General features: G+C 40.3%; 8 protein-coding genes and 1 pseudogene. 8 read left to right on the top strand and 1 reads right to left on the bottom strand.

The features are described 5' to 3' along the window. The first annotated feature begins 195 nt into the window (after positions 1 to 195). Positions 196 to 1075: pseudogene (locus MTN97_RS18020) on the top strand (GGDEF domain-containing protein). Position 1076: 1 nt separating this feature from the next. Here the strand turns inward: MTN97_RS18020 and MTN97_RS10740 are convergent. After that, positions 1077 to 2000: a hypothetical protein gene (locus tag MTN97_RS10740; RefSeq protein ID WP_028834784.1), complete on the bottom strand. Its 924-nt coding sequence runs from the start codon at positions 1998 to 2000 to the stop codon at positions 1077 to 1079. 384 nt (positions 2001 to 2384) lie between these two features. Here MTN97_RS10740 and MTN97_RS10735 point away from each other — a divergent pair, with 384 nt between their 5' ends. The 7 genes from MTN97_RS10735 to MTN97_RS10705 are packed head-to-tail and all read left to right on the top strand — an operon-like array spanning position 2385 to position 14346. Next, on the top strand, positions 2385 to 2687 hold the full coding sequence (locus MTN97_RS10735) for an isoamylase early set domain-containing protein (RefSeq protein ID WP_069438942.1): 303 nt from the start codon (positions 2385 to 2387) through the stop codon (positions 2685 to 2687). Between the two features lie 9 nt (positions 2688 to 2696). Then, the gene (malQ, locus tag MTN97_RS10730; RefSeq protein WP_248474370.1) at positions 2697 to 4685 is read left to right on the top strand and encodes a 4-alpha-glucanotransferase; all 1989 of its coding nucleotides are present in this window, start codon (positions 2697 to 2699) and stop codon (positions 4683 to 4685) included. After that, positions 4686 to 6908 (top strand): 1,4-alpha-glucan branching protein GlgB, encoded by a 2223-nt coding sequence (glgB, locus tag MTN97_RS10725; protein ID WP_248474369.1) that lies wholly within the window; start codon positions 4686 to 4688, stop codon positions 6906 to 6908. Continuing rightward, entirely contained in the window at positions 6901 to 8964 is a 2064-nt protein-coding gene (gene glgX, locus MTN97_RS10720; protein WP_248474398.1) for a glycogen debranching protein GlgX, read from the top strand. The genes glgB and glgX overlap by 8 nt, the downstream gene beginning before the upstream one ends. Further along, positions 8957 to 11482 (top strand): glycogen/starch/alpha-glucan phosphorylase, encoded by a 2526-nt coding sequence (locus MTN97_RS10715; RefSeq protein ID WP_248474368.1) that lies wholly within the window; start codon positions 8957 to 8959, stop codon positions 11480 to 11482. Before glgX ends, MTN97_RS10715 begins: the two co-directional genes overlap by 8 nt. A 20-nt stretch (positions 11483 to 11502) precedes the next feature. After that, entirely contained in the window at positions 11503 to 12765 is a 1263-nt protein-coding gene (gene glgC, locus MTN97_RS10710; protein ID WP_069438937.1) for a glucose-1-phosphate adenylyltransferase, read from the top strand. 48 nt (positions 12766 to 12813) lie between these two features. Continuing rightward, positions 12814 to 14346, top strand: coding sequence for a glycogen synthase (locus MTN97_RS10705; protein ID WP_248474367.1), 1533 nt, complete (start codon positions 12814 to 12816; stop codon positions 14344 to 14346). The last annotated feature ends 10 nt before the right edge of the window (positions 14347 to 14356 follow it).

Genomic DNA, 14356 nt, shown 5'->3' with positions numbered 1-14356 from the left:
TCTAAATTTTATTAATGCTCAAACGCCCAGTTTGCTTTAGGGAGTACAATGCAAGAAAATTTACTGAATTCAGTCATCAAAATAGCAAAAAATAGAGATGTAGATTCTCTTGAATATAGTTTGATATCGACCATCCAAGAATTTATAGGCTGTAAAAAGGTCTTAGTTTATAAAGATATAGAATTTTAAGGCCAACTGACTATTGAGCAAAGTCTTTGCTTAAAAGTGACGGGTGAAAAGCAATTAGAGTGGGTACAACGACAAATTGTTGCACAGCCTGAGGATGAACTTCTATCGTGTTTACGCTCTGCCTGTATTATTACTGTTCAGTCTGCCGATGGAATTGAACGCCGTTGCCTCCCCATTACCCGCCAAGAAAAAACAGTTGCTGCCATTTCTGTGGTTTCAAAAAGTTTAGATAGTTCGGCTCAAGTGATGCTATATGCTTTTTGTCGCATATTTGAAAACTATTTAGTGATACTCCATGAAAGCGAAAGAGATAAATTAACGGGTCTGTTAAATAGATAGACCTTTGAGAAAAAAATAAAACAGCTAATTGAAAAACAAGTATTAAAAATGCACGGCTCATCCCGAGATGAGGATAAAAGGCAACAAAAGCAGGCATCAACATCTTGGCTGGCTATTTTAGATATTGATCATTTTAAAAATATAAATGATCAATAAGGTCATATCTGTAAAGATGAAGTGGTACTGGTATTAGCGCAAAAAATGCGTCACTTTTTTCGCTCAACAGATTTAATTTTTCGTTTTGGTGGGGAAGAATTCGTGATTGTTTTTGAGCCCACAGATGCTGACTCAATCAGTAATAAAATGGCTGAGTTTATACAGCTCATTAGGTAATACATCGTTTCCTTTTGTTGAAAATATGACGATCAGTGCTGGTTTAGCGCGTATTAGTCCTTATGATTTTCCAATCGCAGTGCTAGAAAGTGCAGATAAAGCGCTTTATTATGCAAAAAATAATGGCCGAGATAAATTTTGTATCTATGAAGATTTACTTGCCGAGAACTTAATAAGTGTACAAGTTAATTTCTCAGAAATAGATTTCTTTTAAACTACTGCGGCTGAGGATGGCTTCGCTGCACTTTTACTTTGGTTACTTGGTCGAGCTTTATAAAATAAACATTGCCGCCAATGCCTTTGAATTCTTCATCGGTAAAGGCGATGGTGTTGTCATCATAAAAGGTGATTGCCTCTTTTTGGGTTACAATACCTAAGTCAATTTTAAATACATCGCCAGAGAAAAACTTATCGCCTTTAAAGTTTTCAAACAGCCAAATACTGGTTGAATCTAGTAGTGCGAGCTTTTTTCTATCTGGGCTAAGTGCTGCGGATGTGATCCAGCAAAGCTTTTCCATAGTGGTGCACGTTTTAAATGAATCTATCAGCTGGGCATCAAAATTCGCTGCATGGTCGCCTACTTTGTAAACGTTAGTAATTCCATCGAATGGCTCTGTGCGATTTTTAGTAAACAAGTATAAATGTCGACCAAAAGCCACAAACGCTTCTAAGTCATAATTACGTTGATCAGGCTGTATTGGGCTGCCATCTAATTCTGGGTAGGTAAACTTTATAATTTCAGCTTCTGTTGTATTGGTTTTTATATCTATGGGGTTTTCTATTTTATAAATTGTTAGCCATTTACGTTCATTTTTATTATTACCAAAGTCGCCTAAAAAGAAATGACCAAACTTATTTTGCGTCATATCTTCCCAGTCTATATTTTTTGCATTCGTGACGAGTACTTCTTTTGCAATTGAACCATCGTCATTGAGCCTATAAAGCTTAGGCTCGTCGCCACTATCGTTAATAGCCCAAAGCCGTTTATGTTTATCAAACTCAATGCCTGAAATTTCTTTTAGTTTTGGGTCTACAGAGACCACCTTTTTACTATATAGTGTATAAATTGAACTGCCTACAACAGCCGTAATGATGCTAAAGACGATAACAGAAGTAATAAGGATGCTTTTTTTCAACATTGTATTTAAGTGTTCATCGGGTTGGCTTAGTAGATAGTTATTATCGCTGATGATGTTGTTAAGCTAAAGGTTTTTATAGTTTTAATGTAGTAATAAAAATTAATAAGTTTGTGTATAAGGACAAAAGCAAATTAATTAGCTGTTATGGTGTAGTTGGTTTAAAAGTTGCTCAGTTGAAGAGCTTACGTAAAAATCAGTATTAATGGTTAAAATTGCACCAAACCAGTGCGATAAAATAAATAACGCACTGTAATAATGCGTAAATAAAGTTTTGATTAACTTTAAAGCTGTTTTTATGTGAATGAATGGATTCCACACCGCCTTTTTAAGCTGTTTGGCCTGTGGCAAAGATGAAGAACCCTTATGGTTTAGTTGGAGCCTATTATGTTGAATAAACGCTTTTTTAAAACAAAAAATGAAGCAGAAGTAACCTTTGAATTTTCTCACCCAGATGCAGATGATGTCTGTTTACTTGGAGAATTTAATGATTGGCAGCCGGTGCCAATGAAGCACAACAAAAAGCGTGGCGTATTTAAATGCAAGCAACGTCTTCCCGTTGATAAAGAGTTTCATTTTCGCTATTTAATAAATGGTAAACAGTGGGATAACGATCATCAGGCTGATGGGTATATTGCTAATAATTTTGGTACAGAAAATAGTATAGTAAATACACAACGCATTAATTAAGGTCGCTGAATGGACGCACTATCGCAATTGTTTTATTTGCATGGTATTGGTTACGAATACACTAAGTATACGGGTGAACACGTTATATTTAGCGAAGACACCCGTAAATCTGCTTTGCACTGCTGTGGCGTTGACACACGTGATACGGCGCAAATAACCCAGTTAAATTATCAATTGGATGCGGCTACATGGTTAACACTCGTACCTGCTGTTAGCATAATAGATCAGGCTAGTAATGTGCTAAAGGTGCGTGTTAATGAAGCTGATACGCATCACAAAATTACATTAACTGTGGCAGCATTAAATATAAAGCTGCAATTTGAACACATTGCTCAGTATGCAGCATTAGGTGAGTACTTTGTAAATGGGTGTCGTTATATAGAAATAGCGCTACCACTGACGCATTTACCAACCGGCTATTATGATGCGTTATTAACGATGGGTGAGCAATCTGCTAAAACACAAATTTGGTCTACCCCTGAACAAGCCTACCAAATAGCGGATAAAAAACGCTTTGGCTTATCAATTCAGTTATATACATTAAAAAATAAAGCCGGACTCGGGATTGGCGATTTTAGTGATTTACTTGAGTTGGCAACCTTATGTGCAAAGCAAAATATGGACTATATTTTACTTAACCCATTGCACTTATTGTTTGCAGATAACCCTGAGTGCGCCAGCCCCTACAACCCAAACAATCGTGCCTTACTCAATCCGCTATATATCGCAATTAATTTATCGCCAGACAGCTTTAACAATCCGGATTTAACTGAGTTGTTATCTGCTATTACCTCAAGCAAATACAGCGACCAAAATGTAGCGTTTATTGATTATAGAACGGTTACTGAGAGTAAATATGCTGCTTTTAAGCTGCTTTTTAAGCATTTTCAACAACAGGGCAGTCAAACACGGCAAAACGAATTTAGTGCGTTTTGTAAACAGTACAGTGATGTACTTGCTATGTTAGAAACCACAGAGCCCACATTTGAATATTACCTCCAATGGCAAGCACACAGCCAACTCGCGCTATGCCAACAGCATTGTATTGAGCAAGGGATGGCGATTGGTTTAATTAATGATTTAGCGGTGGGTTGTGCTAATGAGGGCACTGAATTTAAATACCAGCAGGGATTATTTAGTCAAGATGCAACCCTTGGCGCACCACCAGATCCTTGGGCACCTAACGGCCAAAATTGGGGGCTGCCAGCAATAAACCCGCAGCGCCTTGCTGACAATAACTATCAGTTTTATCGCTCACTCATACGCGCCAATATGGATGCAGCAGGCGGGTTACGAATCGACCATGTAATGGCGATTAGGCGTTTGTGGTGGTGTTTCATAAACAATAATACCCAAGATGGCTGTTATGTGTACTACCCATTTGAGCATTTATTAGCAATTTTAAAAATTGAATCTCATCTTAATCAGGTCATAGTAATAGGCGAAGATTTAGGGGTTGTTCCACCGGAGGTAAAAGAGGCACTGGTTGATAGTGGCATTTTCTCAAACAGCTTATTTTATTTTGAAAAACAACAAAATGATGAATTTGTAAATAGCGATGACCTCAGCGAGCAATGCCTGCTGATGATAGCCAATCATGATGTACCGCCATTTGTGGGCTGGTGGCAGCATAGCGATTTAAAAATTAAACAGCAGTATGGGCTGATTGATACTGATGAGTATCAGCAGTTAGTTCAGCAGCGAGAGCAAGAGCAGCACCGGCTATTACGCTTTTTAAATCCGCAAAACACTTCCTTGTCACTTAACACGGATGCTTTTGACGTTTATAGCGCTTTGGCTGTATGTTTAGCTAAATCGCCGTCTCGTTTACTTGCATTACAGCTTGATGATTTAGATAAGCAACACTACCCAGTCAATATTCCTGGCACCGACAAAGAGTATCCTAATTGGCGACGGGTACTCACACATACGTGCGACGATATTTTTAAAGATAATGCTGCTCTTTTGGCTGCAATACATTCAATAAGGAATGCGTAAATGGGCAGTACTAAAAATAAGGTATCAACGCAATTAGTTGATTATGACGCACAGGTAAACGCTTTAACTGCAGGGCGATTTAAAGACCCGTTTAGTTTTTTAGGCGCGCACAACATCCAAAGTGGCACTGAAATACGCGTGTATTTGCCAGCGGCATTACGCGTCGAACTGTTAATTGATGGTCAAGTTATTAGCGCGTTACGCTATAAACACAGTGATTTATTTATCGCTGAGTTATCAAGCATGCCTAGCAGTGTTTACCAATGCCAGGTTAGTTATGAAAATAGCGATGTTACATTTTACGATGAATACAGCTTCAGCAGTACATTGGATGAACAAGCTATGTACTTGTTTAACGAAGGTAGCCTTGAGCATGCTTATACTCACCTAGGTGCGCAATTTACTACACAACAAGGGGTAGATGGTGTTCGTTTTTGTGTGTGGGCGCCTAATGCCGCCAGTGTATCGGTTATTGGTGAGTTTAATTTTTGGCAAGCGAATCGCCATTTTATGCGATTTCATCCGGCCAGTGGGGTATGGGAATTATTTATCCCGGGTTTAAGTGCAGACATGTGCTACAAATTTGCTATTACTACGCTCAGTGGCGAGGTCTTAGATAAAGCCGATCCTTTTGCGTTTAAAATGCAGCAAGCACCGGGCACTGCCAGTATATTACAGTACAAACCAGCGCCTATTTTGCTAAGTGAACAAGCGATTATAAATCGCCAAAAGCGTAATCATATTGATGCGGCTATCAGTATTTATGAAGTGCACTTAGGCTCTTGGCAACGCGCTGAGCATAACCGTTACTTAAGCTACACCGAGCTTGCAGATAAGCTTGTAGGCTACGTGATTGAAATGGGGTTCACGCATTTACAACTTATGCCGATAAGTGAATACCCGTTTGATGGCTCTTGGGGTTATCAGCCAGTAGGGCTGTTTGCACCTACGAGCCGCTTTGGTGATTACAACAGCTTTAAATACTTAGTTGAACAATGCCATAAAGCTAATATAGGCATATTACTTGATTGGGTCCCTGGGCACTTTCCAAGCGATCCGCATGGCTTACATTGCTTTGATGGCACCCATTTATACGAACACGCTGATATGCGCCAAGGGTTTCATCCTGATTGGAACACCTATATTTATAATTATGACCGCCCTGAAGTAAAAAGCTTTTTAATTTCTAATGCGATGTATTGGCTTAGCCAATTTGGCATAGACGGACTACGTGTGGATGCGGTGGCGTCGATGCTTTATCTTGATTACAGTCGTAAAGAAGGACAGTGGGTAGCTAATTGTTATGGCGGTCGAGAAAACTTAGGGGCTATAGAGTGCCTAAAACAAGTGAACTTACGCAGTTATAAAAATAACCCCGGCATTATGATGGTTGCCGAGGAGTCAACGGCTTGGCCTGGGGTCACGCAAAGTGTTGAACACAATGGCTTAGGTTTTGGTTATAAATGGAATATGGGCTGGATGAATGACAGCTTAGATTATATGCAGCAAGATCCGTTATTTAGAAAATATCACCATCATAAAATGACATTTTCTATGGTGTATGCATTTAGTGAAAATTACATTTTACCGCTCAGTCATGATGAAGTGGTGCATGGAAAGGGATCACTACTAAACAAAATGCCCGGTGACGATTGGCAGCAGTTTGCAAACTTGCGTGCTTATTATGCATTTATGTGGGCACATCCAGGCAAAAAATTACTGTTTATGGGCGCCGAAATAGCACAGCGTAAAGAGTGGGATCATGACCATTCACTAGACTGGCACTTGCTTGAGCATCAAAGTCATCAAGGTATTCAGCATACGGTTAAACGTCTTAACCAAGTGTATCAAGCGCATCCATCTTTATATGAGCTTGATAGCTGTGCAACGGGCTTTTCATGGATAGATAATAATAACAGCCAGCAGAGTATGTTTAGCTTTATTCGTTATGCTAAAAAGGCTGACCACTTTATGGTTATTGTCGCTAACTTTACACCAACGGCTTATCAACACTACACCTTAGGTGTGCCAGCGAAGGGCATATATAAAGTGGTATTAAACACCGATGAGGTTTGCTTTTTTGGCTCAGGTTATCGTGTCACAGAGGATAAAAACCAGCTTATCCACTCAGTTGTTCAGCCAAGTCATGGGTTTGATCACAGTATTACAGTTAATATTGGTGGCTTAACCACACTTTACTTAGAAAAGGTGAATGATGAGTAATTGCTTTGAGGTTACTCAGGGTGCGCCTTTGCCACTGGGTTCGAGTGTACAAAACCAAGGCGTTAACTTTGCCTTGTATGCCCCTAATGCAAGCCAAGCTTTTGTGTGCTTATTTGATAAAAGCGGCCATACAGAAATATTAAAAATAGCCATGAATATTAATGAAGGCGGCGTATGGAGCATTCACATAGCCCCATTAAGCACAGGCGCATTGTATGGCTTTAGGGTTGATGGCGAATACAGCCCAGAAAAAGGCATGTTGTTTAATGAACATAAATTACTGATTGATCCGTATGCAAAAGACTTGTTTAACGAATTTACTTGGAGCGAACGACATTACGGGCAAATGCCCATTGGCACTAAAAGTGTGGTTAATAATGCGATAGATATGCCTAAATCAAAAGTGACTGCGTCGGTAGCTTATACACAAACAAAGCCACAGCATAGTTGGGCCAATACCGTTATTTATGAGTGCCATGTTAAAGGTGCCACCTGTCGCCATCCTGATATCCCTAGAGCACTACAAGGGACATTTTTAGGTTTGAGTCATCCCAGTTTTATTGATCATTTAAAAAGTTTAGGGGTAACAGCTATTGAACTTTTGCCTGTGCATGCTTTTATAAGTGAACAATTTTTAACCGCTAAAGGACTGCAAAATTACTGGGGCTATAATAGTCTTAACTTTTTCACTCCTCATAAAGACTATTTGGTTAATGACGATATAAACGAATTTAAACAAATGGTGAGCGAGTTACACCGCGCCAATATTGAAGTTATTTTGGATGTGGTATACAACCACACCGCAGAGGGAGGAAATGATGGCCCTATTTTATCTCTGCGAGGGCTCGACAACCTGACATATTATCGCACCATTGACGGGCAACCCAATGTTTATATTAATGATACAGGGTGTGGCAATACGTTAAATATCGATCACCCTAAAACCTTACAATTGGTACTCGACAGCTTACGTTACTGGGTTGAAGTTATGGGCGTTGATGGCTTTCGATTTGATTTAGCCACCATTTTAGCGCGTTCAAATACGGGCTTTAGTGCGTCTCACACCTTTTTACAAGCAATTGCCCAAGATCCTGTGTTAAATAAAGTTAAACTGATCAGTGAGCCGTGGGATATAGGCCCTGGTGGTTATCAGCTTGGTGCATTTCCTTCACCTTGGCGAGAGTGGAACGATCAATATCGTGATGTGATTAAACGCTTTTGGCAAAGTGAAAAAGGCATTATTAGTGATGTGGCAAAGCGTTTACATGGCTCGTTTGATATTTTTGAACACAGTAACCGAGGCCCGCTAAATAGCATTAACTTTATTACCAGCCATGATGGGTTTACGTTAGCCGACTTAGTCAGTTATGAGCAAAAACATAACCAGGCCAACGGTGAAAACAACCAAGATGGTCATAGCGCTAATTATTCGTTTAACTGCGGGGTTGAGGGATTTACCAGCGACTCAGAAGTAATGAGTTTGCGCTTACAACAGCAAAAAAACTTTCTACTCACCTTATTACTCTCCAAAGGCGTGCCAATGATAGCCGCTGGCAGTGAGATGGCGCACTCGCAAGGCGGTAATAATAACGCTTACTGTCAAAATAATCGCACCAGCTGGCTTGCTTGGAAAGACTCACAACTGAATCATTCATTGATTCAGTTTATTGATGATGCGCTAAAAATCAGGCGTGGTCACAGTGCATTTAAACACAGTGTGTTTTTGGATGATATTGATGAGCGCTTCACCGTTAAATGGTTTACCGAGCAAGGTAAAAAAATGGATGAAACACATTGGCATGAAGATACACGTCAATTTTTAATGTATAGCTTACTTGATAAGCAAAATAAGCATGCGTTATTAATTATTCTTAATGCTAGTAAACAGCCTGTGGTCTGCCAATTACCACAATCGCCCATTATCGCGCCATGGACGTTAGTGTTATCAAGTGTAAATAACGCATCATCTGTTATTCAAGAAGATGCAACCGTGAATATTTCAGCACAAAGTAGTTGGGTTTTTAGTGCCAATTTAGAAGGCGATGATTATGACTAAGCAAGACGAGCAAGTGTGTGTAGTAAAAGGCTGGCAAGCAGGCCCAGTGATAGACGAAAGTACTTTAAGTGATGATTTAACACGGCACTTTTATTACACCTTAGGACGTGATGTGGTGGGCGAGTCACAGTTGTATTTGTATCATGCATTAGCACTGACGATCAGAGACCGATTAGTGGCACGCTGCAGGGAAACCAATCAACAAATAAAACAACAAAAACGCCGTAAAACAGCCTATTTATCGTTAGAGTTTTTAATGGGCAGAGCGCTGGGTAATGCGGTATTAAATCTAGATTTAGAATCACAAGTTACAAAGGCACTGCAAGCTTACTGTACTGAGCTTGAAAGTGTGGAACAAGCTGAGCATGATGCCGGTTTAGGCAATGGCGGCTTAGGGCGACTAGCGGCTTGCTTTTTAGATAGCTGTGCCAGTTTAGCGCTGCCAGTGGTCGGTTATGGTATTCGTTATGAATATGGCATGTTTAATCAGTCAATAAAAGAGGGTAATCAGGTTGAGCAACCAGATAACTGGTTACGAGAAGGTCATCCTTGGGAATTAAGCGCACCGGAGCAAGCTAAACGGGTTAAGTTTTTTGGTTATGTACAAAGCTACACCGATAAATTTGGCCGTGAGCATCGCCAATGGATCAGTTCTCAAAATGTATTAGCAGTGCCTTATGATGTACCTATTCCGGGCTATAAAAATAATATTGTTAATACCCTTAGACTTTGGAAGTCTGAAGCAACGGACGAATTTAACTTAACAGAATTTAATGCCGGAAGTTATTCTGAAGCGGTAGCACAAAAAAATCTCGCTGAGCAAATAACCATGGTGTTGTACCCTAACGACAGCAGTGAAAATGGTAAAGAGCTGAGATTACGTCAACAATACTTTTTATCATCGGCAAGTATTCAAGATGTACTTACACAATGGATTGAACAATACGGTAATGATTTTACTGAATTTGCTCAGCATCATGTGTTTCAGCTTAACGATACCCACCCAAGTATTGCAGTTGCCGAGCTGATGCGAATTTTAGTTGATGACCATGAACTGGATTGGGATCAGGCATGGAATATCACCACCAAAACCATGGCTTACACAAATCATACCTTACTACCAGAGGCATTAGAGAAGTGGTCGGTATCGTTATTTGCTAAATTATTACCGCGTATTTTAGAGATTATTTATGAAATTAATGCCCGCTTTTTAGCCGAGGTGGCCATGCATTGGCCAGGTGATGTGCAAAAACAACGGGATTTATCATTAATTGAAGAAGGGGGCGAGCCGCAAATACGTATGGCCTTTTTAGCCATTGTCGGCAGCTATTCTGTTAATGGTGTGGCAGCACTACACACGCAGTTATTAACCGCGGGTTTGTTTAAAGATTTTTATGCGCTATGGCCTGATAAATTTAACAACAAAACCAATGGTGTTACTCCACGGCGCTGGCTTGCATACTGCAATCCGAGTTTAAGCCAGATCATTAGCGAAAAAATAGGCAAAGACTGGATAGGCGATTTTGCACAAATTAGCCAATTACGTCGTTACTACGATGACCCCCAGTTTCATATAAATTGGCAACAAGCAAAACAACAAAACAAACAACGCTTAGTTGATTTAGTAAAACAAAGATGTGGCGTAGAGTTTGATATTAACATGCTGTTTGATGTGCAGGTAAAACGTATTCACGAATATAAACGTCAGTTACTTAACATTTTACACGTTATTCATTTATATGACCGCATACGCCGTGGCGACACACAAGGCATGGTGCCTCGCTGCGTTTTATTAGGTGGTAAAGCAGCACCGGGTTACATGATGGCTAAAAAAATCATTAAGCTGATTAATAATGTTGCTGAGGTGATCAATAAAGACCCACAGGTATCTGCTTTTCTAAGAGTCGCGTTTTTACCTAATTATAATGTAACCGCCATGGAAACCATTTGCCCTGCAACGGACTTATCGGAGCAAGTATCAACCGCGGGCAAAGAGGCCTCAGGTACCGGCAACATGAAGTTTATGATGAATGGCGCGCTAACAATAGGCACCCTAGATGGCGCTAATATTGAAATACGTGACGCTGTTGGGGCTGAGAACTTCTTCTTATTTGGCGCACAAGCTGAGCACATTGACGACATAAAAGCGCATTATAACCCCAGTGAAATAATTGCGAATAACCCTGATTTGAATAGTGTGATGCACTTACTCGAAAGTGGCCATTTCAATCTATTTGAACCTGGCTTATTTGACGATGTGATTAATGGCATTAAAAGTAACAACGATCCTTGGTTAACCGCCCATGACTTTGCCAGCTATATAGCTGCGCAACGTGATGTTGATAAAGCCTATGCAGATCAAACATACTGGACTCAAATGAGTATTTTAAATACTGCCGCCAGTGGCTCATTTTCTAGTGACAGAACAATTAGTCAATATTGTGATGATATATGGCATTTAACTCCACTTGATACCACACACCAAACAGTAAAAACAAACACTGACACTAACAGCTGACACTAAACGGAGAGAGTAATATGCCCAGTTATGCAAATCGTTATATAAGTAATTTAACCAGAGAAACCTACGCTTTAATTCTTGCCGGAGGTCGCGGTTCTCGCTTGCATGAGCTAACCGACTGGCGTGCTAAACCCGCCGTTTATTTTGGTGGTAAACATCGTATTATTGATTTTCCACTATCAAATTGCATTAACTCAGGTGTAAGACGTGTCGGAATTGCAACGCAGTATAAATCTCATTCGCTAATACGCCATGTAAATCGTGCATGGGGGCATTTTAAAAAGGAATTAGGTGAGTCAGTTGAAATATTACCTGCGTCACAGCGCCATGGTGAAGAATGGTATTGCGGTACTGCCGATGCGGTATTTCAAAATATGGATATTATTCGCCATGAATTACCTAAATATGTAATGATTTTGTCAGGCGATCATGTATATCGTATGGATTACGGCGGTTTGTTAGCAAAGCATGTCGAAAATGGTGCTGATATGACCGTATGCTGTTTAGAAGTCGCGGTTGAAGAAGCAGCGGGTACCTTTGGCGTAATGACCGTTGATCAAGAAAACCGAGTGCGACGATTCGATGAAAAACCAGCTGAACCAAGCTCTGTACCTGGTAAACCTGGTACGTGTTTAGCGTCAATGGGTAATTACGTATTCAATACTGAGTTTTTATTTGAGCAATTACAAAGAGATTCACAAACAGAAGGCTCAGGGCGTGATTTTGGTCATGACATTATTCCAGCCATTATTGAAGAACATAATGTGTTTGCTTATCCGTTTAGAGATCCCGCACAAGTAGGGCAACCTTATTGGCGCGATGTAGGGACCTTAGATTCATTTTGGGAAGCTAATATGGAACTGGTTATGCCTGAGCCTCAATTGGATTTGTACGACCCTACTTGGCCAATTTGGACATACCAAGAGCAGCTTCCTCCAGCTAAGTTTATTTTTGATGATGACGATCGCCGGGGTATGGCTGTTGATTCAACCGTATCCGGTGGCTGTATTATTTCAGGCTCATTAGTAAGAAAGTCATTACTGTTTTCGAATGTACATATTCGCTCATATTGTACTATTGAAGAGTCGGTGGTTTTACCCGGTGTTATAGTTAACCGTGGGTGTAAAATAAAACGTGCCATTATTGATAGAAGCTGTGAGATACCACCTGGACTAGAAATTGGTTATGATCGCCAATCTGACGAAGCCAATGGCTTTAGAGTATCTAAAAAGGGAATTGTTTTGGTAACCCGTGAGATGCTGACAAAGTTAAATCAATAATTAAAAGAGCAAGGCGAAAGCCTTGCAGCAAACTATAAGAGTAAATTAATGCATATATTAATGGTTGCTGCAGAGAATGATGCGTTACCTAATGCCAAAGTTGGTGGTGTTGCTGATGTTATTCGTGATTTACCAAAGGCGTTAGTGGCGCAGGGGCTGACGGTAGATGTGGTTATTCCTGATTATGGTTTTGAACTAGGTGAGCGCTGTTTTATTGGTGAAGTGAGTGTGGCATTTAAGTCACAGACCCACGTTTTATCTTTGTTTGAAATTCCACAGAATCAAAAAGGGGTGAGGCAAATAGTGATAAGTCATCCTCTTTTTAGTCAATCATTGAGTGTGTATTGTAACGACAACCATAATAGACCATTTGCTACCGATGCAACCAAGTTTGCACTGTTTAATGCCGCTATTTGTGAAGCGCTTTTACAAGGGGTATTAACACAACCCAACACGTTACATTTGCATGATTGGCATAGTGCCTGTGTGGCCGTGTTACTTAAATTTAATCCTCGTTATGGCAAGCTTGCTAAGCTGCGCTTGGTATATACGGTGCACAATTTAGCTTTGCAGGGAATTCGTCCTTTTAAAGGGGATGATTCAAGCTTAGAAGCATGGTTTCCCTCGTTAAGTTACGACGGGCAACGATTATGCGACCCTCGTTATCCGCATTGCTTTAACCCTATGCGCAGTGCCATTAATTTAGCCGACAAAGTACATGTGGTTTCACCGAGTTATAGCCAAGAAGTGCAAATAGCAAGTAATGACGCCCACGGATTCTTTGGTGGCGAAGGGCTTGAACGAGATTTACAGCAAGCGGCTGAGCAAGGCAAATTAATTGGCATACTCAACGGCTGTGATTACGCAATTCAAGACGAACATGAAGCAACCTATAGTCAGCTATTAGAGCAAATAGAATCGACTTTGTTTAGTTGGATGGCAAAAAGCGCGCAATTACACAGCAGCTACTACATCGCCCATCAGCGTGTTTTACAATTTATGGCGTGTGATAAGCAAGGGCCACTTGTAACAAGTGTAGGGCGGCTCACTGATCAAAAAGTATTGTTACTTTGCCAGCAACAAAGCAAAGACCTGACTATTGATTCAGTGTGTCAGATCATTAATCAATTTAAGGGGCGTTTACTTGTGCTGGGCTCAGGCGATAGTAAACTTGAACACCTTTTTACCTGCGCCATGGCACGTAATAACAACTTTTTGTTTTTAAAAGGCTATGGGCAAGGTGTTGGCGATTTAATGTATCAATTAGGTGATTTATTTTTAATGCCGAGTTCTTTTGAGCCCTGTGGGATTAGCCAGATGCTCGCAATGCGAGCCGGCCAACCTTGCTTAGTGCACAGTGTCGGAGGTTTAAAAGATACCGTAGAGCATAATGTCAGTGGATTTTGTTTTAACGGCGATACACTAAGTACACAAGCTAATGCACTCTTGCAGAGTTTAACTGAGGCACTTAGCCTATATCAAACAAACCCTAAGCAATGGCAAGCAATAAAAAGGCGAGCTGCTGATGCACGATTTAGTTGGGATAGTGTGGTAACTGATTATATAACATACTTATATTAAAAAATTTTAT

Source organism: Pseudoalteromonas sp. 2CM36K, assembly GCF_023161865.1.
GTDB classification, from domain to species: domain Bacteria; phylum Pseudomonadota; class Gammaproteobacteria; order Enterobacterales; family Alteromonadaceae; genus Pseudoalteromonas; species Pseudoalteromonas tetraodonis.
Note: the sequence above shows the minus strand (reverse complement) of the source record. Positions and strands in the feature narration are given on the sequence as shown.

What these genes read in the sequence shown, in the direction of transcription:
- MTN97_RS10740 (WP_028834784.1), bottom strand. Translation starts at nt 2,000, where the DNA reads ATGTTGAAAAAAAGCATCCTTATTACTTCTGTTATCGTCTTTAGCATC.
- glgC (WP_069438937.1), top strand. Translation starts at nt 11,503, where the DNA reads ATGCCCAGTTATGCAAATCGTTATATAAGTAATTTAACCAGAGAAACC.
- MTN97_RS10715 (WP_248474368.1), top strand. Translation starts at nt 8,957, where the DNA reads ATGACTAAGCAAGACGAGCAAGTGTGTGTAGTAAAAGGCTGGCAAGCA.
- glgX (WP_248474398.1), top strand. Translation starts at nt 6,901, where the DNA reads ATGAGTAATTGCTTTGAGGTTACTCAGGGTGCGCCTTTGCCACTGGGT.
- MTN97_RS10735 (WP_069438942.1), top strand. Translation starts at nt 2,385, where the DNA reads ATGTTGAATAAACGCTTTTTTAAAACAAAAAATGAAGCAGAAGTAACC.
- MTN97_RS10705 (WP_248474367.1), top strand. Translation starts at nt 12,814, where the DNA reads ATGCATATATTAATGGTTGCTGCAGAGAATGATGCGTTACCTAATGCC.
- malQ (WP_248474370.1), top strand. Translation starts at nt 2,697, where the DNA reads ATGGACGCACTATCGCAATTGTTTTATTTGCATGGTATTGGTTACGAA.
- glgB (WP_248474369.1), top strand. Translation starts at nt 4,686, where the DNA reads ATGGGCAGTACTAAAAATAAGGTATCAACGCAATTAGTTGATTATGAC.